The organism is uncultured Sphingorhabdus sp. (genome assembly GCF_937872355.1).
GTDB lineage: Bacteria > Pseudomonadota > Alphaproteobacteria > Sphingomonadales > Sphingomonadaceae > Sphingorhabdus_B.
In genome coordinates, this window is the sequence record NZ_CALMSV010000118.1 from 1 (window position 1) to 21,016 (window position 21,016).

20 protein-coding genes are annotated in these 21,016 nt (G+C 56.1%); 18 read left to right on the forward strand and 2 right to left on the reverse strand.

What is annotated here, in order from left to right; translation table 11 throughout:
* From Q0239_RS06930 to Q0239_RS06955, 6 genes are all read left to right on the forward strand, one after another.
* Positions 1–563 (forward strand): amidase family protein (locus Q0239_RS06930; RefSeq protein WP_298600345.1); only part of this gene is annotated, 563 nt, incomplete at its 5' end.
* 47 nt (positions 564–610) lie between these two features.
* Positions 611–1,852 carry a cytochrome P450 gene (locus Q0239_RS06935; RefSeq protein WP_298600348.1) on the forward strand — a complete coding sequence of 414 codons (1,242 nt, stop codon included), beginning with the start codon at positions 611–613 and terminating at the stop codon, positions 1,850–1,852.
* Positions 1,853–1,878: 26 nt separating this feature from the next.
* Entirely contained in the window at positions 1,879–3,186 is a 1,308-nt protein-coding gene (locus Q0239_RS06940; RefSeq protein ID WP_298600352.1) for a DUF1254 domain-containing protein, read from the forward strand.
* 131 nt (positions 3,187–3,317) lie between these two features.
* Positions 3,318–4,718, forward strand: a complete 1,401-nt coding sequence (locus Q0239_RS06945) for a cytochrome P450 (RefSeq protein WP_298600355.1) — start codon at positions 3,318–3,320, stop codon at positions 4,716–4,718.
* The gene (locus Q0239_RS06950; RefSeq protein ID WP_298600358.1) at positions 4,718–5,050 is read left to right on the forward strand and encodes a 2Fe-2S iron-sulfur cluster-binding protein; all 333 of its coding nucleotides are present in this window, start codon (positions 4,718–4,720) and stop codon (positions 5,048–5,050) included. The genes Q0239_RS06945 and Q0239_RS06950 overlap by 1 nt, the downstream gene beginning before the upstream one ends.
* Positions 5,051–5,118: 68 nt before the next feature.
* Complete coding sequence (locus tag Q0239_RS06955) at positions 5,119–6,483, forward strand: alkyl sulfatase dimerization domain-containing protein (protein ID WP_298600362.1); 1,365 nt, start codon at positions 5,119–5,121, stop codon at positions 6,481–6,483.
* Here Q0239_RS06955 and Q0239_RS06960 read toward each other — a convergent pair.
* Positions 6,473–7,216, reverse strand: a complete 744-nt coding sequence (locus Q0239_RS06960) for a helix-turn-helix domain-containing protein (protein ID WP_298600365.1) — start codon at positions 7,214–7,216, stop codon at positions 6,473–6,475. The genes Q0239_RS06955 and Q0239_RS06960 overlap by 11 nt on opposite strands.
* 127 nt (positions 7,217–7,343) lie before the next feature.
* Here Q0239_RS06960 and Q0239_RS06965 point away from each other — a divergent pair, with 127 nt between their 5' ends.
* The 4 genes from Q0239_RS06965 (at position 7,344) to Q0239_RS06980 (ending at position 12,140) form a co-directional block, all read left to right on the forward strand.
* A complete protein-coding gene (locus tag Q0239_RS06965; protein WP_298600368.1) occupies positions 7,344–9,092 on the forward strand; it encodes an amidohydrolase family protein in 1,749 nt (582 codons plus the stop codon).
* A 55-nt stretch (positions 9,093–9,147) separates the two neighbouring features.
* Positions 9,148–10,032 carry a Coq4 family protein gene (locus Q0239_RS06970; RefSeq protein ID WP_298600371.1) on the forward strand — a complete coding sequence of 295 codons (885 nt, stop codon included), beginning with the start codon at positions 9,148–9,150 and terminating at the stop codon, positions 10,030–10,032.
* A gap of 94 nt (positions 10,033–10,126) precedes the next feature.
* A complete protein-coding gene (locus tag Q0239_RS06975) occupies positions 10,127–10,885 on the forward strand; it encodes an SDR family oxidoreductase (RefSeq protein WP_298600373.1) in 759 nt (252 codons plus the stop codon).
* Positions 10,878–12,140, forward strand: a complete 1,263-nt coding sequence (locus Q0239_RS06980) for an MFS transporter (protein ID WP_298600376.1) — start codon at positions 10,878–10,880, stop codon at positions 12,138–12,140. Before Q0239_RS06975 ends, Q0239_RS06980 begins: the two co-directional genes overlap by 8 nt.
* A gap of 18 nt (positions 12,141–12,158) precedes the next feature.
* Here Q0239_RS06980 and Q0239_RS06985 read toward each other — a convergent pair whose 3' ends face one another.
* A complete protein-coding gene (locus tag Q0239_RS06985; RefSeq protein ID WP_298600379.1) occupies positions 12,159–12,941 on the reverse strand; it encodes a glucose 1-dehydrogenase in 783 nt (260 codons plus the stop codon).
* 103 nt (positions 12,942–13,044) lie between these two features.
* On the opposite strand from Q0239_RS06985, the gene Q0239_RS06990 reads away from it, so the two are divergent.
* The 8 genes from Q0239_RS06990 (at position 13,045) to Q0239_RS07025 (ending at position 20,979) form a co-directional block, all read left to right on the forward strand.
* Positions 13,045–13,812, forward strand: a complete 768-nt coding sequence (locus Q0239_RS06990; protein ID WP_298600382.1) for an SDR family oxidoreductase — start codon at positions 13,045–13,047, stop codon at positions 13,810–13,812.
* Between the two features lie 8 nt (positions 13,813–13,820).
* Complete coding sequence (locus Q0239_RS06995) at positions 13,821–14,753, forward strand: alpha/beta hydrolase (RefSeq protein ID WP_298600385.1); 933 nt, start codon at positions 13,821–13,823, stop codon at positions 14,751–14,753.
* On the forward strand, positions 14,750–15,220 hold the full coding sequence (locus tag Q0239_RS07000; protein WP_298600388.1) for a nuclear transport factor 2 family protein: 471 nt from the start codon (positions 14,750–14,752) through the stop codon (positions 15,218–15,220). The genes Q0239_RS06995 and Q0239_RS07000 overlap by 4 nt, the downstream gene beginning before the upstream one ends.
* Positions 15,220–15,960 (forward strand): SDR family NAD(P)-dependent oxidoreductase, encoded by a 741-nt coding sequence (locus Q0239_RS07005; RefSeq protein ID WP_298600390.1) that lies wholly within the window; start codon positions 15,220–15,222, stop codon positions 15,958–15,960. The genes Q0239_RS07000 and Q0239_RS07005 overlap by 1 nt, the downstream gene beginning before the upstream one ends.
* 10 nt (positions 15,961–15,970) lie before the next feature.
* Positions 15,971–16,450 carry an Lrp/AsnC family transcriptional regulator gene (locus Q0239_RS07010; RefSeq protein ID WP_298600392.1) on the forward strand — a complete coding sequence of 160 codons (480 nt, stop codon included), beginning with the start codon at positions 15,971–15,973 and terminating at the stop codon, positions 16,448–16,450.
* Positions 16,447–16,938 (forward strand): Lrp/AsnC family transcriptional regulator, encoded by a 492-nt coding sequence (locus Q0239_RS07015; protein ID WP_298600394.1) that lies wholly within the window; start codon positions 16,447–16,449, stop codon positions 16,936–16,938. Before Q0239_RS07010 ends, Q0239_RS07015 begins: the two co-directional genes overlap by 4 nt.
* Positions 16,939–17,058: 120 nt before the next feature.
* Positions 17,059–18,138, forward strand: coding sequence for a Rieske 2Fe-2S domain-containing protein (locus tag Q0239_RS07020; RefSeq protein ID WP_298600397.1), 1,080 nt, complete (start codon positions 17,059–17,061; stop codon positions 18,136–18,138).
* Positions 18,139–18,315: 177 nt separating this feature from the next.
* Positions 18,316–20,979 carry a TonB-dependent receptor gene (locus tag Q0239_RS07025; RefSeq protein ID WP_298600400.1) on the forward strand — a complete coding sequence of 888 codons (2,664 nt, stop codon included), beginning with the start codon at positions 18,316–18,318 and terminating at the stop codon, positions 20,977–20,979.
* Positions 20,980–21,016: the final 37 nt, after the last annotated feature.

Genomic DNA, 21,016 nt, shown 5'->3' on the forward strand with positions numbered 1-21,016 from the left:
TGATCGACAACCATCCGCTTGCCGCGCTTGATACGCCGGTCAAGGCCGCGCTTCACAATGCGGCGGAGGCTGCGCGCGCAGCCGGAGCGATAGTCGAAGACACGACAAAGCTGCTTCCCAATCTTGAGGCGATGCACGGCCGCTATACCAAGCTGCTGAACACCGCGATGGGGATGCGCCAGCCGCCGACAGACGAGCATCCCGATATCGGTGCACGCGGATGGCTCGGGCTGCTTGATGCGCAGGCTGATACGATCCGCGAATGGCAGCGGCTGTTCGAACATTATGACGCTATTTTTGCGCCCGTTTTCGGGACTTCAGCGTTCAAGCATGAAAACAATCCCGATTGGCTCACGCGCAAGCTGACGATCAATGGTGTCGAGGCAGATTTCTATCCCCAGATCGCCTGGATAGGGCTTGCAACTTACACCAACCTGCCTGCTGTTTCGGTGCCTGTCGGCAATGACGGCCATTTGCCGGTCGGAATTCAGGTCATCACGCCGCATTGGCACGATCATAGCGCGATTGCGATCGCTGGAATGCTCCTGAAATTACTTGGCTGATCAATGGTCTGTCCGAATGCTGCAGTATATCTACGAAAGACGAGGAAATGAACAAGCCCGTTAGCGTGATCGATATCTATTCGCCAGAAGCCTATCTTGATGACGCCGAGGTCGCTCGACGCTGCAAGGAATTGAGAGCGCAGGGAAGCTTATTTTGGGTCGATCAAGCACCCTATCGTCCTTTTTGGGCCGTTTTGCGACTTGCCGATATCATGGCGGTCGAACGAGATAGTCGTACCTGGCTTGCTGAGCCGCGGCAAACGTTGATTCCGTCAGACATAGAAGATGCGATCATTGGACAATGGGGCAAACGGACCGGTCCAGTTCGCACGTTGCTCGACATGGATGAACCCGACCACCGCAAGTTTCGAAATTTGACCCAAAGCTGGTTCAACTCCCGCTTCCTTGAAAGCCTGCGAGACCGGATGAATGTATTGGCGCGCGAATATGTCGACAAGCTGGAGGCTCTAGGCGGCGAATGCGATTTCGTCGAAGAAATCGCGGTTCCCTATCCGTTAATCATGATTACCTCTATTCTGGGCTTGCCCGATGACGACGCGCCGTTGGTTTTGCGCCTGACGCAAGAGTTGTTCGGCGCACAAGATCCGGACCGGATGCGCAGCGGCGACCATGGTCAGCAAGTTGCAATGGAATTTTTCGGCTATCTTGGCGGGATTGTCGCCCAGCGCCGGGCGAACCCCACCGAAGATATGATGTCAGTCATCGCCAACGCTCAGGTCGACGATCAGCCGCTGTCCGACATGGATACGCTGTCTTACGGCATGCTACTCGCAGCCGCCGGTCACGATACCACCAGCTCCTCGGCAGGCGTCGGCATGATGCAGCTTGCCCTCAATCCACAAGAGTTTGAGAAGCTAAAGGCAAACCCCGATTTGATTGCACCTGCAGTGCAAGAGATGTTTCGCTGGGCAACGCCGGTTCGCCATTTCATGCGAACGGCTTCGGTAGATACCGAACTCGCCGGCCAGCCGATCAAGGCGGGTGAAAATGTCTGCCTTATGTATCTGTCCGGCAATCGCGATGAAGAGGCATTTTCCGATCCGGATAGCTTCCGCGTTGATCGTAGCCCTAACCGCCATGTCGCCTTTGGCTATGGCGCGCATCACTGCCTCGGACGGATTCTTGCAGAAATGGAAATGGAGGCGTTGTTCCGCGAAGTCGCGATGCGCGTAGAAACGATCGAACTCGCCGGACCGGCTGAATGGGTGAAGACAAACCATACCGGTGGGCTGAAACATCTGCCGATCCGGTACCGGATGAAGGCTTGAACGTAAAAAATGGAAGAGGGCGGACGATGACATTGCCTAGTGAAGAACAATGCCGCGAACGGGCGCTCGATCCGGAAGTGGCGCTTGCGCAGTCGATCGGTGTACAGGCCTATATTTATGGTTTTCCGATCGTCGACATGCTGCGCCAGAAGTTCAATGAAACGCACCGTGTCCGCGCCGATCAACCGGTTGCAGCTCGGGTTAACTGTTTGGCGGTTTATCCGGGAGTGCTAACGCCTTCGACCCAGGGCAATTTGCGCGCGGCTAATTCCGATACGCTGTATCTCAATGCCTGGGTCGATATGTCAGATGGACCGGTACTGCTCGAAATACCCGAAATGGGTGATCGTTATTACACGCTCTGTTTCATGGACCTTTATGCCAAGCCATACCATCTCGGAACACGGACCAATGGTGGACAGGCAAAACGTTATGTATTGATTGGCCCATCGGGGGGAGAAGCGCCCGCTGGATATCAGCCTTTTCATCTGCCGACAGATATCGCCTGGTTGTTGGGCCGGGTAATGGCGAACGGGCTTGACGATGAAGCGGAGGCGATCCGCCTGTCCAATACTATCGTGCTTAGCGGCAAAGCTGGCCCCGACGTTAGCGATGCAGATCCTTTGCAGCCCTTTGAGAGTCTATTGTTTTACAGTATGTTGAATAAGGCATTGAAGACGCTACCTCGGATTGAGGGGGAGGAGGGGCTACTCGCGATGTTCGATACAGCAGGTTTTGGTCCTGCCTGCGAATTCGATCCCGATAGCTTGTCCGAAGGGCAAGCTCTGGGCTTGGGTGCGGCGTTGAGGGTTGGACCACAGATACTCACTCAACGTGGTTTCAAGCCGACACGGGTCAGCAATGGCTGGATGTTTTCCAGTGCCATGGGTGATCCCGGTTTCGATTATCTGCTGCGCGCAGAAACGGCGCGTGGGGGCTATGTCAACGCACCTGAGGAGTCGATTTATCCGGCAGCAGTTGCTGATAGCAGCGGGGCGTTTCTGAGCGGTGAGCATCGTTATCGCATTCGCTTCGAACCAGGGAAGCTCCCCCCTGTCGACGCCTTTTGGTCGATCACCGCTTATAACAGTGCGACCGCGCAACTGACCGAAAATCCGTTACGGCGTTATGCGATAGGGGATCGAACGCATGGCCTCGCTTATGGCAGCGACGGTTCGTTGGAGTTCATCCTGTCGGTCGAAGTCCCGCCCGAAGGGCGGGGCAATTGGTTGCCGATACCGAACAGCAATTTTCACTTGGTTGCCCGGCTGTACTTGCCGCGAGCAGAAGCGCTCGACGGCAGATATAGTCTGCCACCGATTGAGCGGATTTGAAGACGCTTAAAGTCAGGATGACAGGTGAAAGACCAAATCGCTGCGGGTCTGTGGTCATTAACGCAATTGCGAATGCAGGGATGTTGCATAAGATGCCCGGTTGAGGGGTAGAACAAGCGGAGGAGGTTTCGATGACAACAGCTACATTGCCAATGATGGATGGCGGGGCACCGTTCTTAGGCCACCTGCTTCCGTTCTTCCGCGATCCTGTCAGCGTCCTGCGTCGAGGCTATCAGAGCAAAGGCAAGCTCTTCGCCTTTAGCCTGATGGGCCGCCGTATGAACGTGATGCTCGGGCCCGAGCACAACCGTTTCTTCTTCGAGGAAACCGACAAGCTGCTGTCGATCCGTGAATCGATGCCCTTTTTCCTCAAGATGTTCTCGCCCGACTTTTACAGCTTTGCCGAGATGGACGAATATCTGCGCCAGCGCGCAGTCATCATGCCGCGCTTCAAGGCGGCGGCGATGAAGCAATATGTCGGCGTGATGGTTGAGGAGAGCCTGAACCTCGTGAACCGACTGGGCGATGAGGGGGAGTTTGACCTGATCCCGACACTCGGCCCGGTGGTGATGGACATCGCGGCGCACAGCTTCATGGGCAAGGAATTCCATGAAAAACTGGGGCACGAGTTTTTCGAACTGTTCCGGGATTTTTCCGGCGGGATGGAGTTTGTCCTGCCGCTTTGGTTGCCGACGCCAAAAATGATCAAAAGCCAGCGCGCAAAGAAGAAACTGCACGCCATCCTGCAGGGGTGGATCGACAAGCGCCGCGCGACCCCGCTTGACCCACCCGATTTCTTTCAGGGGATGGTCGAGAGCAAATATCCCGACGGTCGCCCGATCCCTGACGAGTTGATCCGCCATCTGATCCTGCTGCTCGTTTGGGCCGGGCATGAGACTACGGCTGGACAGGTCAGCTGGGCGCTCGCCGACATATTGCAAAATCGCGATTATGAGGCGGTTTTGCGGGGTGAGCTCGAAGCGGTGCTGGGCGGGAGCGACGGCGGCAATCTCGGCTGGGAACAGGCCATCGCATTGCAAAAGATGGACCTCGCACTGCGTGAGACCGAAAGGCTGCATCCGGTTGCTTTCATCCTTTCGCGTAAAGCCACGACCGATATCGAACGCGAGGGCTACACGATCCGCAAGGGTGATTTTGTGCTGCTGGCCCCATCGGTGACGCACCGCATGACCGAGACTTGGGTCGAACCGGACCGCTACAATCCCGAACGTTTCAATGCCGAGCGCGAGGATGCGCAGATCGAGTCCAACTCGCTCGTCGGATTTGGCGGCGGGGTGCATCGCTGTGCGGGTGTGAACTTCGCGCGCATGGAAATGAAGGTCGTGCTCGCGGTGCTGCTCCAGAATTATAACATGGAACTGCTTGATGAGGTAAAACCGATTGCGGGCGCTGGGACCTATTGGCCCGCTCAGCCCTGCCGTGTGCGCTACAAAAAGCGGGCGCTTGGTGATGCCAAGGGTGCGGATGTTGCCGAACTGGCCAAGGCCGCAGGCTGCCCGGTCCATAACTGATGGCAAAGATCACCTATATCCAGCCCGACGGCACGGCGCGAACATGCGTTAATTTTGAGGGCATGACGGTGATGCACCTTGCCATCGGCAACCTTGTCGATGGCATCGATGCCAATTGCGGCGGGATGATGCAGTGCGGCACTTGCCATGTCTATATCGCACCCGAATGGATCGATAAAGTCGGCCCTCCGTCTGCAGATGAGCGAGCGATGCTAGAGGCGTTAGACGGTGTCGAAGTCCGCAGCACCAGCCGGTTGTCTTGCCAGATCCAGTTGGGCGAAGAATTGGACGGCCTCGTCGTCGAAATCCCGCCCGATCAGCCAGGGGTTTGATCTTGCGGCAGCTATTGTTCGCGCTGCTGTGCATTTTAGGTTCAGCAACAGCTTCAGCTCAAACGGGAGTGGCCCTGTCAGAAGACGATACGCTTGTTCGGCAGGGCAGAGCACTGATCGCGCGCGAATATCCCGATGTCCTCCGCAACGTTTTTCGCAATGATGGTTTTGGCGGGCCCGGATCGCAGAAAATCGCCAATGCGATGCTGGTGGACAGCCCAGAGCTGGTCGCGGCTGCCAAAGCGGGGATGACTGTAGAGCGCCACGGCGACGGCATGTGGCTGATCCGTTTTCCCTATGTAAATGTCGCGCTGATCGAAACGAAGCGCGGGTTGGTAATATTCGATACGGGCTATGCTTCGATTGGTCCGGTTCTGGCCGAGGTCATCCCGACACTCAGCCCAAAGCCGCTCACGCATATCATCGTCAGCCACATTCACGTCGATCATGCCTATGGCTGGCCTGCGTTAAAGAAAAGATGGCCTGAAGCGAAAACAGTGACCAGCGATCTCTTCCCCAAAATGGCGGCGAAGGAGGTGCGGCTGGGCGGCTCGATCGGGCGGCTTAACAACCAGCCGCTGGAAAGCTGGCCGACCAGCGTCAATCGCTTGCCAAAGCCTGACATAGTATTTCGCGACCGACTAGGGTTGAAGATTGACGGCGAGATATTTGATCTTCGTCATGCACCGGGCGAGACCGAGGAGCAGATATGGCTGGCGCTGCCGTCGCGCCGCGCAATCTTTACAGCCGACTATTATCAGGGTTTTTTGCCCAATGCAGGCAATGGCAAGCGCATCCTGCGTCATATCGACGAATGGGCCGATGCCTTTCGCCAGATGGTTGCATTAAGGCCGAGCCACTTGCTTCCCATGCACAATGCGGCGATCAATGATGACACCGAAATTGCGCGCATCCTGTCGCTCAATGCCGATGCGCTTGAGCATATCTCGAAACAGGTGGTGGCGCGGCTGAATGCGGGCGAGCGCCGAGATGCAATTGCCGCCGGCCTCGACTGGCCGGAACGCTTTGCCAAAGCGCCAGAGCTCGATCCCCAATATAACCGGCCCGAAGATATTGCCCGAATGGTCAGCTTGCGCTGGACGGGTTGGTGGGATTCGATCCCCAGCCACTTTCCTGCCATGCCTTTCGAGGTCGAGGCGGAGGAAGCGTTGCGGCTCGCCGGAGGGGTGGATGCTATAGACAAGCGCGCACGCGAGTTACTTGCGACCGATACACGGTTGGCAGCACGCCTCGCCGACTGGGCCTATTTCGGCGCGCCTAACGATGCAAAGGCGCTTCGTCTGACCATCGATGTCTATATGACGCGACTGGCTGAAAAGGATATGCCGTTGCAGGAGGCGACTGTGTATCTGGATCACGCCTCGCTTGCTCGCGCAAAGCTTGCGGCGTTAGAACCCGTCACTACCCCCTGAGTCTGTCGAGCCCGCTGGTGTCGAGCGGACGCATCACCGCTAAAGTTGTGATCCACTGACCGGGCAGGTGTGTCGTGTCACGATCTTTCCGAGCCAATGCCTGAACATCTCGGCGGAATGCCTCAATTAACTCGGCCAGCGACGCCGTGCCTTGCGGCGAAAGCTTAAGCATTTCAGATGCATAGACTGTCTCTGGTGCGGCGAAATCGAGAGACAGGAACTGGTTTTTCATGCGCGCATCAAAAAGCGTCCGCATCGGTGCTTTGCGCCAAATGATAGTTCGGTCAACGAGTGGACGAACGCGACCGCCGGACAGGCGATCGATCAGAGCCAAACGCTCCAGCCGTGTCAGCGCTGCTTCGACCATGCGCGGGGGCAGTTCGAAGTCTGCCGTGGTTTCTTCGGGAGGATAGCCCGACAATATGGTGAAGAACATGAGTGCGAGAAACTCATCGCTCAGCAGCGCCTTTTCTTGCGCCAGCGTCAACTCATGTGCGAGTCCGCTTTGCGGTTTTTCGGTTTCGCGAACCAGCTCTGCTAGGCTGACGTCGCACAATCCAGCGAGCCGTTCGAGTTTGTCGAGGGTCAAGGCCTTCCCTGCCAGCCAGCGCTTCACCGTGGCATCCCCTATCGACAGTCGTTGCGCGATTCGTGCGGCCGTCCAGCCATGCGATTTCAGGTGACGTTTGAGTGCGGTCAGCAGGCGAGCGCTTTCAGTTTCGGATCGTTTCATGATACCAAAATGGTCAAAAAATGGCCCATTTGCAAGCTGCGCGATAGGTGGAGCGGTTTTCGGGGCTTACTCTCACCTTACAAAGAATCGTGGGCGATAAGCCCGGAAAGATATGAAGGAGGAGATGATGTCGGACATGCTAATCAAAAATGGTACCGTTATTGATGGTACAGGCGCCCCTGCTTTCAAGGCTGATGTGCGTATCAGCAACGGTTCGATCGCCGAGATCGGCGCAGACCTCTCCTCCAATGGCGAACGCGTGTTCGATGCAGCAGGCTGCTACGTCACCCCCGGGTTTATCGAAAGCCACACCCATTATGACGCCAGCATGTGGTGGCAGCCCGACCTCGATCCGTTGCCCGGCTATGGCGCGACCACGATGATCATGGGAAATTGCGGCTTTACCATGGCCCCGCTTCCGCCCGAGCAGAAGGTGAAGGAAGAGGTGATGGGCATCTTTTCCTTTTTCGAGGATATTCCGCTCGGCCCGTTCAAGGAATTTGTGCCTTGGGATTGGCAGAAATGGTCCGAATATCGCAAGTCATTCGAATCGAATGTGAAGGTGCCGTTAAACTACGCCACCTATGTCGGTCATATCCCGCTGCGTCTTGCGGCGATGGGAATGGACGCGTGGGAGCGTGCGGCGACGCCTGAAGAGATTGCGAAGATGTGCGAACTGCTCGACGATGCGCTGGCCGCAGGTGCGCTCGGCATGTCCGACAATATGCACGACCATGACGGCGAAAACCGGGCAGTTCCCTCGCTTCACGCGTGCGATGCAGAATATGCCGCGCTGTTTGACGTGATGGAACGTTACCCTGCTACCTGCTACCAGGTTGTTGTCGATACCTTCATGCGGATGACCGGCCCGGCGAATCTCAAACGCCTGGAAAAACTGCTCGCTGGCCGCAAAATTCGTGTGCAGATCGCTGGCGGCATTCCCACGCTTGAATTCCAGAAGGGTATCCTGCCGTCGATGCAGGAAAGCATGGAGTCCATGAAGGCTGCCGGTGTCGATGTCTGGCCCGGTTATGCCCATGTTTCGCCTACAAATGTGTTGAGCATCGTTAAGTCGCTGATCTTTGCGCAGTCGAACGACTATGTTTGGCACGAGGTCGTGCTGGCTGAAAGCCATGACGAAAAACGCCGCTTACTTGCCGATCCTGATTGGCGCGCTCGGGCCCGCGAAAGCTGGGACACGCAGGCTTGGGATCACAGCCCGCTGAAGAACCCGCAGGACTTGCTGTTGCTCGACAGCGAAAATGGTGTCGGCCCGCTCGGCGGCACCTTGCTTGAATATGCCCAAAGCATTGGCAAGCATCGCAGCGACGCGATGGCGGACTGGATCCTTGCCAACGGTACTTTCTCGACAGTGCATATGGCACCATTCCCGAAGGATGAGGATCTGACGCTCGGCCTGCTGAAAGACCCGAAATCGGTCGGCAATGTTTCCGACGCAGGGGCGCATCTGCAGATGCTGTGTGGCAGCGGTGAAAACGCCTTGCTGCTGACAAAATATGTACAGGAGAATCAGTGGCTCAGCATAGAAGAAGCGGTGCATGTGATGACCGGAAAGCTCGCCGAGCATTTCTTCCTCTCCGACCGCGGCGTGATCGCGCCCGGCAAGCGTGGTGATATCGTGGTCTTCAACATGGATGAAATCAAATATCACCAGATCGAAAAGGCGCATGACGTGCCCGATGGCAAGGGCGGCACCAGCTGGCGTTTTACCCGTCCGCCCATGCCTACCCGGCTGACATTGGTGAACGGTGTCCCCACATTCGAAAACGGGGCCTATACCGGACAGAAACCCGGGGTTTTCCTCTCCCCTCAGGCAGCCAATGACGATTCACCCATCGCCGTTGCCGCCGAATGAGTGCATGGCCCCTCCCGCTAAAGTGGGAGGGGTCCTTTTTTGAGGGAGAGGAACAATGACAGGCGAAGCCAAGATCAGCGCAGCCGATAACGCCTATTTCAATGCGGCCATCAAACCGGTGGAAACAGCCAGCTCGGTGCTGGTCAGTTCCTCCAAATATTTGAACGATGCCAACTTGCGGCATTTGATCGCTCAGGAAATGCTGCGTCGCAATGGCAATGATCTGCCCAATACGGCCTATATTCCGGAAGTCGCGCAGATCCTGCACATACTTGAAGATGTGCCTGCGATTATCGGCCTGTTCGAGGAAGAAAAACAGCGACTACCCGAATTTCGGACCTGGCTGGAACGGCGCGAGCTTGCTGACTTCACAAAGGAGGAATTGAAGGATTGCGAGCCCGGCACGCTGGGTGCCGAAATCCATGATTTCATGGTTCGCACCGGTTATGAGCTCAACTTCTTCTTCCGCGAAGTGCAGGTGGTGAACGATTACACCTTCTATCTGCGTCAGACCGCGCTGTGCCATGACATCGAGCATATCGTGACCGGTTTTGGCCCTAATCATGGGGGCGAAGTCGCGTTACTGAACGCCAACATGTATTCGAAGGTGCGCTATTTCCGCCCAGAGCTTGCCGCCTTTTTCAATCGTATTCCGACCTACCTCAAATCCAAGACGATCATGAAGAACGGGTTGCATTATCCTGAAGCAGCCGCGCTCCACCTTGAGGCGGAATATCGCGGTGCGCAGCAGGCACTTAATTGGAAATATCCGATCATGCTGGTGAACTGGCGCGATTTCACCGATTGGCAGCTCGCCGATCTGCGCGCGGAATTGGGTATCACGCCTTTGCTTGACCCCATCGACCTTTGGGATGATACGACAGAACTCGCTGAAGATCCGCGCAATGAACGCAGCCCGATGGCAGTGGCAGCCGAATAATCACCTGTAACGCGTTTGGGTGTTGTGTTGCGCGATAAACCGCAATATGCGTAATTATTATTAGAACGAATTACGCATAGCGAGGGAGAGAAGCGTGCGCGGCTTGTCAGGTAAGGTGGTAATTGTTGCCGGAGGTGGCCGGGGTATTGGTGCTGCAACGGCGCGGCGGTTGGCCGATGAGGGTGCACATGTCGTCATCGGGGATCTGATGGGCGATTGGGCGCGTGAGGTTGCGGATGATATCGTCGCCAAAGGTGGCAAGGCGGTAGGCGTTGACCTTGATGGTACTAATGCAGAGTCGCAGGCTGCAATCGTTGCCAAGGCGGTTGAATCCTATGGCGGTCTAGACGCCTATCATTCCAACCTTGCTGGCGGAACCGAAGGCGATGTCGATGCGCTCAACTGTCCGGTAGAGGTGCTCGACAAGAGCTTTGCCATCAACACCAAGAGTCATTTCCTTGCAACGCAGGCGGCCTTGCCAAAGTTAATTGAGCGTGGCGGCGGGGCAATGATTTACACATCGAGCGGTGCTGCATCTGGCGGTGCTGCCTGGCAGGTCGCCTATCCGATGACCAAGAATGCGATCCACGCACTCGCGCGCCATGTTGCCAGCAAATATGGGAAAGAGGGCGTGCGTGCCAATGTGATTTGCCCGGGGTTGGTGCTCACCGAAGCGGTCAAGCAGCATCTGACCGACGAATATGTCGAGCGCGGCCTGAAAGCCATTCCGCACACGCGCCTTGGCGACCCAGCGGATATCGCCGCTTCGGTTGCCTTTCTTGCATCGGATGACGGTGCCTGGGTCAACGGTCAGGTCTGGCATGTCAATGGCGGAGCGCAAATGCGTGACTGACATTGCCGCACCCCGCCTGTCGAACCGCTGGCTCGTACTTTTTCTTCTGCTGCTGATCTTCATTTTCAACTATGCTGACCGGTTCCTGATCTCGGGTCTGGTCGGACCAATAAAGGCGGAGTTCGGGCTGGGCGACGGCTTCATGGGGTTGCTCATGGGGCCCGCCTTTGTTGTGCTCTATGTTCTCGCTGGCATCCCGATCGCGCGTCTCGCGGATCGCAAGTCCCGGATTGCAATAATTTGCGCCGGTTGCGTCGTCTGGAGCCTGTTCACCGGCCTCACCGGTTTCGCAACTGGCCCGGCTATGCTGGCGCTTTGCCGCGTTGGAGTCGGGATTGGCGAAGCAGCCTTCGTGGCTCCAGCCTATTCGCTGCTGTCCGATTATTTCAAGCCGGAGCGTCGCGGTATAGCTTTTGCGATATTGGGTCTGGCCACCTATTTCGGGCAGATTGCCGGCTATGCTGGCGGCCCTGCGATTGCGCATGTCCATGGTTGGCGGTCGGCCTTTGTCGCAATGGCCGTACCGGGCATCCTTTTGGGCGCAATAGCCTGGATGCTTATCCGCGAACCGCCCCGTTCAAACGCATCTGCAGTGCAGGAGGCCTTTGCGCCGATTATCCGTCGGCTGGCGGGTATTCGTAGCTATATCGCGTTAATGGTTGGCATGGGGTTCGGCACCTTGTCTGGCGTGTCTTTCGGCTTCTGGGGCCCGACGCTGTTTGTGCGCAATTATGGCGTAACCGAAACGGTGGCGAGTAACGCCTTTGCCGCCTATTTCGGTCTTGCCGGCCTGACCGGCATGCTGGTTTTTGGCGTTGTATCGGATTGGCTTGCACGTAAAGGTCCCGAAGGGCCGCCGCGCTTGGCGGCCTTCTCCCTTTTCGCAGCGACAGCATGTATTCTGCTTGTCGCTTGGGCAGACAGCTTTGAGCATGCCAAGATGCTGGCCATCCCGTCGGGTCTGCTCGGTGGCGGCTGGTCGGTCGGCGTCATGGCGAGCCTGCAATATCTACTGCCTGATCGCTATCGGGCGACGGCCACGGCATCCTTCGTCGCGGTGACGACCTTGCTTGGTTTTTTGGTCGGACCCTGGTTGGCAGGTAGCCTCAGTGAAATGTTCGGCGATGCGTCGGACTCGCTGCGTTGGGGCCTTACCTTCACCATCCCGACAGGGTTCGTTGCGGCGCTGGGTCTATGGTATGCGGCGCGTAATCTTGGCGCAGAGCGCGATAAGCTCTCCGCACACGAGGGCTGAACACGCCCCAAACCGCTTTTAGCGCTGCATTGATGGTGGGGCGCCGGGCATCATTGCGTAATAATGGCCCGCAACCAGCCCGCCATCGACGAGCAATTCGGTGCCCATACAATAAGCGGCATCATCCGAAGCCAGATAGGCGGCGGCTGCGCCGATATCATGCGGGTCGCCCGCACGCTGCGCCGGATAGATTTTATAGCCCTGATCCACCACTTCGCGCGGCAGGTTGGTGGGGTTGGAAATAGCTGTCACAATCCCGCCCGGGTGGATCGAATTGACCCGGATGCCGCGATGGCCGAGTTCCAGTGCCAGCGCTTTGGTGAATCCGCGTACGCCGAATTTGGAAGCGCAATAAGCGGTGAGCGAGTTGGCGCCAACAATCCCGTCTGCCGAACTCATATTGATGATTGATCCACCGCCAGCCCGTTCCAGCGCCGGGATTGCGGCCTGCGCACCGAACATCGTTCCCAAAAGGTTGATGTCGATAATGCGACGGATTTCGGCTTCAGTAAGATCGTCGAGCCGCTTGAACACAAGCACTCCGGCATTGTTGACAAGGCAATCAAGTCTTCCGAACCGCGCCTCAGTGGCGGCAATGGCATCATTCCAGCCGCTGCGGGAAACGACGTCGAGATGCAGATAAGCTTGGCCGAGTTCGTCGGCGAGCGCCTGTCCCTCGGTGTCCAATATATCGGTGATCATCACCTGCGCGCCTTCGGCGACAAAGCGGCGGACTATGCCTTCGCCGATGCCGCGAGCGCCGCCGGTCACGAGTGCCACCTTTCCTGCCAGTCTCTGCATGCGTCTCTCCTCATTCCACCCATTTTAACGCTGGATTTACATCGGATAATACGCAATTATCGTATCGGGAACAGGATTAATCGCCATATGCGAAAGAAAATCCATGATTGACAACGCACATTTTCCGCGGGGGGCGGCGCTTGTTGTCGGCGCGAGCGGGGGCATCGGCAGCAAGGTTGCCGAAGTGCTGGCCGCAGACGGGGCCGATCTGGCGCTGGTCTATAACCGCAAGGCAGAGGCGGCACAGGTGATTGCCGAAAAGGTTTCAACCAAAGCAAGCGTTCACCGTTGCGACGTTACAGATCAGGCGGCGATCCGTGCGCTGGTCGACGCAGCAGTGGAAACACATGGCCGCATTCACACGCTGGTCTGGGCCGCTGGCCCGCTTGTTGACCAGCTTCATCTGGGCGAAACCCCGATCGAAAAATGGCGCAAGGCCTTTGAGGTCGAGGTGCACGGATTTTTTGCGCTGGTAACGGCATTGCTGCCGCATATGCGCGAACAAGGCGGGGGCTCGATCGTCCATTTGGGTTCAGCCGGGCATTTGCGCTGGCCCGATCGTGACGGTCTTTCGGTGGCGCCCAAGGCGTCCAATGAGAGCTGGCTCAAGGGCATCGCACGCGAGGAAGGCCGCCACGGCATCCGTGCCAATTCGGTGCTTGTCGGGGTAATCGATGCGGGCATGTTCCACGAATTGATGGCACAAGGGGCTTTCCCGCCCGAATGGGTCGCGGAGACGCAGAAGATGCTTGCTCTGAAGCGCTGGGGACAGCCCCAGGAAATCGGTTATGCTGTCAGCTGGCTTGCCTCTTCACGCGCCACTTATGTAACCGGACAACAGATAAATGTGTCAGGCGGATTTGGTATATAGGAGGTTCCATGCCACTCAACCCACAAGTCGAAGCTTTGCTACAATTCATGGCGCAAGCCCCGCAGATCGACTTTGCCACTGCTACACCGGCAGAGGTGCGTGCGGCTTATGATCAGTCGATGTTGCAAGGCGAGCCGCCCAAGGTCGCATCTGTTCGCGATATCGCAATTGCGCTTGATGGTCGCACTCTCGATGCGCGTTTGTATGTGCCGGACGGCTTAACCGGCACACCCGGTCTGACACTCTTTTACCACGGCGGAGGGTGGGTGATCGGCACGCTCGACACCCATGATGCGACATGCCGTGCTTTGGCGCAGAAAAGCGGTCATGCGGTTCTGTCGGTTGCGTATCGGCTGGCACCCGAGCACCGTTATCCAACAGCGACAGAGGACAGTTATGCAGCATTATGCTGGGCTGCTGACAACGCTGGTGCATTGGGTGTCGATGGTGCGTGCCTGGCTGTGGCCGGGGACAGCGCCGGAGGCAATCTGGCGGCAGCTGTGTCGTTAATGGCGCGCGACCGGGGAGGGCCAGTGTTGCGGCATCAATTGCTAATCTACCCGGTGACCGATCAGGATTATTCCTTTGCCTCCTATGAAGAAAATGGCGGTGGCGAGTATTTTCTCGGCACCGATAGCATGCGCTGGTTCTGGGGCCATTATCTGGGCGAACAAGCAACCGCAGACGCCCCTTATGCGGCTGTACTGCGCTCGACGGATCTGTCCGGTTTGCCGTCTGCCACAGTGATTGCAGCCGAATTTGACCCGTTGCGTGATGAAGGCATGGCTTACGCCGAAAAACTGCAGGCGGCGGGTGTTGCAACCGATGCTGTAATCGCGCCCGGCATGATCCATGGCTTTTTCAGCATGTTTGAGGCTGTACCTGACGCCTGGGAATGGATCGATCGCGGTGCAGCCAATTTGAAAAAGGCACTGGCGTGACTTATTTCGCAGTACCACAGGAATTGCATGATCTGGCGGTGCGCTATGCGTTGGCGGTTGATACTCGCGATGCTGCCATGCTCGCATCGATTTTCACGCAAGATGGCGTAGTCCGTGGTCATGGTGAAAATCCTATCGAGTTTCGCGGCGCGGAAGGGTTAGGTCGCATGGTGGCTCAGGTCGATGCGGCATTTGACCAAACGATGCACAATGTCTTCAACCAGACGTTCGAGCGAAGGGATGACGGAGCGGTAACGGGTCTGACTACCTCGATCGCCAGCCATATTCTGAAAGGTGACCCGACTTCGTTGCTCGATTTTGCGATGCGCTACCATAACACTTATGTGCAGCAAGATGGTGCCTGGAAATTTGCCGAACGTCGCCTCGAAGTGGTCTGGGTGGAAACGCGCACGGTGCAGAAATTTAGCGCCGCAATGATGAATTCGGATCTCATGGAGTTTCGCTGATGGCCCGTCTCGAAGGCAAAGTGATTTTGATAACCGGTGCAGCCTCCGGTATCGGAAAGGCAACTGCGGAGACTGTAAGGCGCGAGGGTGCCATTGTTGCTGCGGCTGACCTCGCAGCGATTGAAGGACTGGGAAAGGATGACAGCGCCTATAGTCTCGATGTTAGCAACGAAAGCCAAACCGAAGACGTTATCGCGCAGATTATCGATCGCTATGGCCAGATAGATGGTCTCGCAACCTGCGCGGGTGTTTCAGTCGAGGGTTCGGTAACGCAGTTCGAGCTTGATAATTGGCACCGGGCCTTGGCGATAAATCTTACCGGGACGATGCTCAGCTGTCGGGCGGTAGTACCCCATATGGTTCGCCAAAAATCTGGCGCAATTGTCACTGTATCAAGCATCTATGGAATGACCGGTGGGCCCGGAAACACGCCCTATAATGTGACAAAAGGCGGCGTGCTGCAGCTTACGCGCAGCTTGGCCGCCGACTTTGGATCATGCGGTGTGCGGGTGAACTCGGTTAGCCCTGGCTATATCGAAACACCAATGACCGGTATGCTGGCGCACGCCGGCGCCATGCGCGATGCATTTGTTGCCATGCATTTGCTCCAGCGGGCTGGGCAGCCGGAAGAGGTCGGGAATGTGATCCGCTTTCTCCTATCCGACGATGCATCCTTCGTCACGGGCGCGAATATTCCAGTTGACGGCGGCTTTTCCGCCGCGCAGGTGATCCGGGTCTGAAGGGGAAAATATGGCTGACGAATTCATAGCCGACGATATTGACCGGGCTATCGTTGAACAATTGAGAATGAACGGACGCGCAACCAACCAGCAGATTGCCGATCGTCTGGATTTGACTGCGGCTACGGTCTCTGCCCGCATCCGTCGGATGGAGGATGAAAACAAACTCCGCGTGGTCGCGGTGTCCGACTTTTCCGCTCACGGATATAATGTCCTGATGGAAGTTGCGATCGAAGTCGATGGGCGACCCGCTTCCGATGTCGCTGCCGAGCTTGCTGAATTCCCCGAAGTGTTTGCGGCGCATCTGGTTACTGGCCGCTATGATATCGATATGCTGGTCGCGCTGCGCGATTTTGACGAATTGTCGGAACTCATGCTCGACAAGTTTTCAAAAGTGAGAGGTATCCGTTCGATGATGCCCGCGATTGCAGTTGATATAGTCAAATACAAGTTTGACGTGGCTCCCATTGAGGCGAGGGCAGATGTATGACCGCGCCCGTAATTGACGAACTCGACCGCCAATTGATCGCGATCCTCTCGAGCGACGCACGGGTATCCAATCGAAAGATTGCTGCGGATCTAGGTGTCACCGAAGGCACCGTGCGCGGCCGCATCAAACGTTTGCAGCAGGATCGCTTGATAGCATTTACGGCAATTACCAGTTTCGGGCTCGAAAACTCGACAAAAATGGCCTTTATTGGCGTGCTGGCCGAAGTCGAAAAAGTCCGCGAGATCGCTCAGAGTATTGCAGAACTTTCGTCAGTAAATGGCGTCATGATTACCATGGGCAGGTTCAACATATTGGCGATCTGCCTGTTTAATGAATTGGATAGTTTGCACGCCGTTGCATCCGATCAAATTCTGGCCCTTCCTGGCGTCCACCATGTCGAAACGTCGATTGCCGTCAAAACGGTCAAGTACAATGCGCGCGTCGTTCGCATTACCGAATCCGACCACATCGTCGAGTCTGATGAATGATGCACAATGCGTAACTAAATCCACTTTGAGCTACGCATAGCGGCAATAAAATCGATAAAGCTTGCCAAGCATACGTATTTTACGCTATCCATCCTTGCGCGATTCAAGGAGAGGCGGAAAATGGCTACAACAGCGGACTATGGCTTGGGTGAATTTACCTTCCCACGCGGTTGGTTCATGGTTGCGACATCGCAGGAAGTTACGACTGACCCCGTCGGTGTGCGCTATTTCGGCGAAGAGCTTGTCCTTTATCGCGGACATTCCGGACGTGTCTTCCTGATCGAAGCCTTTTGCCCGCACATGGGCACGCACCTTGCCAAGAATACCACTTCGTATGTGGTCAAGGATAAGGAGCATGTCGAAGGGGACAATATTCGCTGTCCGTATCACGGCTGGCGTTTCGGCCCCGATGGACGTTGTAACGATATTCCCTATTCACCCTCTCCGCCGCCCAAGGCCGCGTGTCTGAAAAGTTTCAAGGTAGTCGAGCGGGCAGGCGCAATATGGGCCTGGTATGATGCAGAGGGTGGAGAGCCCGATTATGACGTTCCACCATTTGAGCCTTACGATGCGCCAAATTGGGTGAACTGGAATATCGAATGCCTCGGTGTGCTCAATTCGCATCCGCAGGAAGTCGTCGATAACATGACGGACAAGGGGCACCTTGAACCGGTCCATGGATCGATCGATATGGTCAGTTTCGAAAACGAATTTGACGGGCATGTCTGCCGACAAATTCTGGCCGCCGGGCACAAGACCTTGGCCGGATCAGGTGCTGAGCCAATGACCAATGACACCTGGTATACCGGGCCTGGCATTCTTCAATCGGTGATGATCGGTGAGTATCCATCGCATATGCTGATTGCGCATACACCGGTCGACGATGGTTCGGTAAAGGTTTGGTACGGGCTCTTGGTCAAAGTAAAGAACGAGAAGCCAACCGGCTCAGATATGGCACTAGCCAAAGCTTATGAAGTGGCAGGTGTCGATGCCTTTGCACAGGATTTCGAAATCTGGGCGAACAAGCGGCCTTGCATCAATCCCATGATGGTTAGAGGCGATGGGCCATTCGACAAGCTCCGCATCTGGTACAAGCAATTCTACAATGCGCGTGCGCGTGCGGGTGAGTTTCAGGCCCGGGTGAATGGCAAATACACGACGCGTGGCACGTCGACTGCGCCATGGGATGCTGTGGCATAAAGATTGTGGCGATAACATCACAGAAAGCTCCGCATATTGATATTAAAACGGCATATTGGATGCAATGTGCGTAAATTATATTGACTTTCGCTACGCTTTTACAGAAATCATTGGTTAGAGGACGAGATGGCTGGCGAGGCGCGCGCGTCGCACGGCCAACAAACAAGGGAGGGGTCTATGAAACCATTTAATCATGTTGTGTCTGCGGCGTTGCTAACTGGAGTTAGCATGGCTGGTCTTGTGGTGCCGGCTGTTGCGCAGGAAGCTGCTGACGACAGCAGCGGTCTTACCGAGATTGTTGTGACGGCGAACAAGCGTGAGGAAAATCTTCAGGATGCGCCGATAGCCATTTCTGCGGTTGGTGGAGAACAGCTCGAACTGCGTGGACTTTCGGAAATCAAGGATTTGAGCGCGATTGCGCCCAACGTATCGATTATCGGTGGTACGACCAACGCAACAGCCGCGGTTGTCTCCATTCGCGGTATCCCGACACCGGCGGACGAAACCCAGGGTTTTGATTCACCGATCGGATTATATCAGGACGGTGTTTATCTCGCCCGTTCTTCAGCGGCTTCGTTTGAAGTGGCGGATATCGAGCGGGTCGAAGTTTTGCGCGGACCGCAGGGTACCTTGTTCGGCCGCAACACCACTGGTGGCGCGATCAACTTCATCACAAAGAAGCCTGACGATGAAGCGAGCATGCGTGTCAAATTTGGCGCGGGCAATTATGGCCAGCTTCTCGGTCGCTTTGTCCTGAACTCGGGCGATCTTGGGGGGGCTCGCATGTCGCTCGGTTATTTGCGTCGCCAGCGCGACGGTATCGTCGACAACCTGCTTGAACCGAAGGACAGCCGAGATCCCGGCAGCAGCAAAGTCGATTCCGCCCGTTGGGCGGTCGAAATCGACGTCACAGATAACATCTCGGTCTACAATGTACTCGACTGGACACAAATCACCGGACAGCCTCATGTGCAACAGCTCGCCGAGGTTGGACTTGGCGTGTTCCGGCCTAATGTCGTGTTTGAAGGCAATACTTTCGCCCAAGTTAATCCTGCGAATGTCGGCGTCTATCTGGCTCAGTCGACTGTTTTGGAGGCCGGCTGTGGAAAACTCGTAACACGTTCACGCCTTTCGCAGATTTGCAATGAATCGGATGGCCTTTCAACCGACCGTATCTGGGGTAATATGTTCCGGATTGAGGCTGAAACCGAAGGGGTAACGCTGCGTACGACCACAGCTTACCGTAGCTGGAACAACAAGATTCGCGGTAGTGACCTTGATGGTCTTGGATCGCTTCGTGGCGCTCTGTTCAACATCGGCGCGACCAACACCTTCAACGGATTCCCTGCAGCTGTATTGTCTGGAAACCCTCTGACGGGTGCAGGCTTGGGTTTCCCAGCAGGGACTGCCGGTTTCCTTTCGAGCCAAGCTATTCCGCAAATCACACAATCACTGTTCACTGCGAAAAATGCGCGTAGCCAATATCAGTGGAGCCAGGAAATCGAACTGGTTTCAAACGGCGATGGTCCGTTCCAGTGGGTATTTGGTGGATTCTTCTTCCGCGAAAGCGGGAAGGAACGTAACGATCAGAGCTTTGGCTTTGTGCTCGACACCAACCAGGCAGTATATAACGTAAACACATTTGCGGCGACACTGCGCAGTTTTGGTTTCGATGCCGCAACTGCGGCCGCGCTTGCTCCCGGCATCACTGCTACATTCCAAGCTAATAACCCCGCACGTTTCCGCGTCGTCCCGCAAGCTTCGACCTTGGCTTACACCGCTGATGGGTCGTCCAAAGCAATATATGGTCAAGCCAGCTATCGCCCGGGTGGCGAAGATGGTGCTTTGGGCGTCACCTTGGGGTTGCGCTATTCATGGGACGAAAAGGAAGTCCTGCGTACACAGAATGGTGCTGTCCCCTACACCAGCGGAGCAGACAAAGCCTTCAATTACGGCAAGAAAAAGTTCAGCGCTCCCAGCGGACACCTGACTGTTGATTATCGTGCAAGTGAAGATATCAATCTTTATGCGCGCGCGGCCCGTGGCTATCGTTCGGGCGGTTTCAACCTGCGGCAGGCGACACATGATGGCGCAGCAGCCGTCCCACCATTCGGGAACCGTACTATCCCGTTGACGCCGTTTAACGAAGAAACCATCGACTCGTTCGAACTCGGTGCCAAGACCGAATTTGGCGGCCGAGTTCGCCTGAACGCCGCCGTCTTTCACAACATTTACAAGGATCAGCTGGTCACAGTTCCTGTTCCAATTGTCGGTAGTGGCAGCTTCGGCACAATCACTGTCAATGCCGGCAAAACGACCTACACCGGTCTGGAACTTGAAGGCCAGTTCAAGATATCCGACAATTTCTCGATCGACGGAAATTTTGGGTATCTTGATATCAAGATCAAGAATTTCCCGGGAGCGGACATCACTAATACACCGCGCAATATTGCAGGGTTGCTAGCGGGTGCCGGTTATGCACCCAAATACACAGCATCGCTGGCCGGTAACGTAACGGTTCCACTTTCAGGAGAGACAACGCTGACCGGACGTCTCGGGTACAACTATACGTCGAAGTATCAGATGTTCCCCAACACACTGACGGCACCATTTTCCAAGACAACCGAAGGTGATGCACGTGGGCTGTTTGACGGACAAATCCGTATTGACGGCATCAAATTTGGCGGATCGGGCAATGGTTTCGGTCTCACATTGTGGGGCAAAAACCTGACCAATAAAAAATATGTCACGCGCTCGGTTGATTTCGGCCAACTTGGATTTGCCGGCGTCATTTACGGCGACCCGCGCACTTATGGAGCGACGTTGGATTTCGAATTCTAATCGCATCCATCATTTTCGAAAAAAGGCCAGACGGTTG

Excerpts from the sequence above, each read along its gene's own strand:
- Q0239_RS06990 (WP_298600382.1), top strand. The coding sequence starts at position 13,045 with ATGATTGACAACGCACATTTTCCGCGGGGGGCGGCGCTTGTTGTCGGC.
- Q0239_RS07010 (WP_298600392.1), top strand. The coding sequence starts at position 15,971 with ATGGCTGACGAATTCATAGCCGACGATATTGACCGGGCTATCGTTGAA.
- Q0239_RS06985 (WP_298600379.1), bottom strand. The coding sequence starts at position 12,941 with ATGCAGAGACTGGCAGGAAAGGTGGCACTCGTGACCGGCGGCGCTCGC.
- Q0239_RS06965 (WP_298600368.1), top strand. The coding sequence starts at position 7,344 with ATGTCGGACATGCTAATCAAAAATGGTACCGTTATTGATGGTACAGGC.
- Q0239_RS07005 (WP_298600390.1), top strand. The coding sequence starts at position 15,220 with ATGGCCCGTCTCGAAGGCAAAGTGATTTTGATAACCGGTGCAGCCTCC.
- Q0239_RS07020 (WP_298600397.1), top strand. The coding sequence starts at position 17,059 with ATGGCTACAACAGCGGACTATGGCTTGGGTGAATTTACCTTCCCACGC.
- Q0239_RS07015 (WP_298600394.1), top strand. The coding sequence starts at position 16,447 with ATGACCGCGCCCGTAATTGACGAACTCGACCGCCAATTGATCGCGATC.
- Q0239_RS06960 (WP_298600365.1), bottom strand. The coding sequence starts at position 7,216 with ATGAAACGATCCGAAACTGAAAGCGCTCGCCTGCTGACCGCACTCAAA.
- Q0239_RS06995 (WP_298600385.1), top strand. The coding sequence starts at position 13,821 with ATGCCACTCAACCCACAAGTCGAAGCTTTGCTACAATTCATGGCGCAA.
- Q0239_RS06935 (WP_298600348.1), top strand. The coding sequence starts at position 611 with ATGAACAAGCCCGTTAGCGTGATCGATATCTATTCGCCAGAAGCCTAT.
- Q0239_RS06945 (WP_298600355.1), top strand. The coding sequence starts at position 3,318 with ATGACAACAGCTACATTGCCAATGATGGATGGCGGGGCACCGTTCTTA.
- Q0239_RS06970 (WP_298600371.1), top strand. The coding sequence starts at position 9,148 with ATGACAGGCGAAGCCAAGATCAGCGCAGCCGATAACGCCTATTTCAAT.
- Q0239_RS06950 (WP_298600358.1), top strand. The coding sequence starts at position 4,718 with ATGGCAAAGATCACCTATATCCAGCCCGACGGCACGGCGCGAACATGC.
- Q0239_RS07025 (WP_298600400.1), top strand. The coding sequence starts at position 18,316 with ATGAAACCATTTAATCATGTTGTGTCTGCGGCGTTGCTAACTGGAGTT.
- Q0239_RS06940 (WP_298600352.1), top strand. The coding sequence starts at position 1,879 with ATGACATTGCCTAGTGAAGAACAATGCCGCGAACGGGCGCTCGATCCG.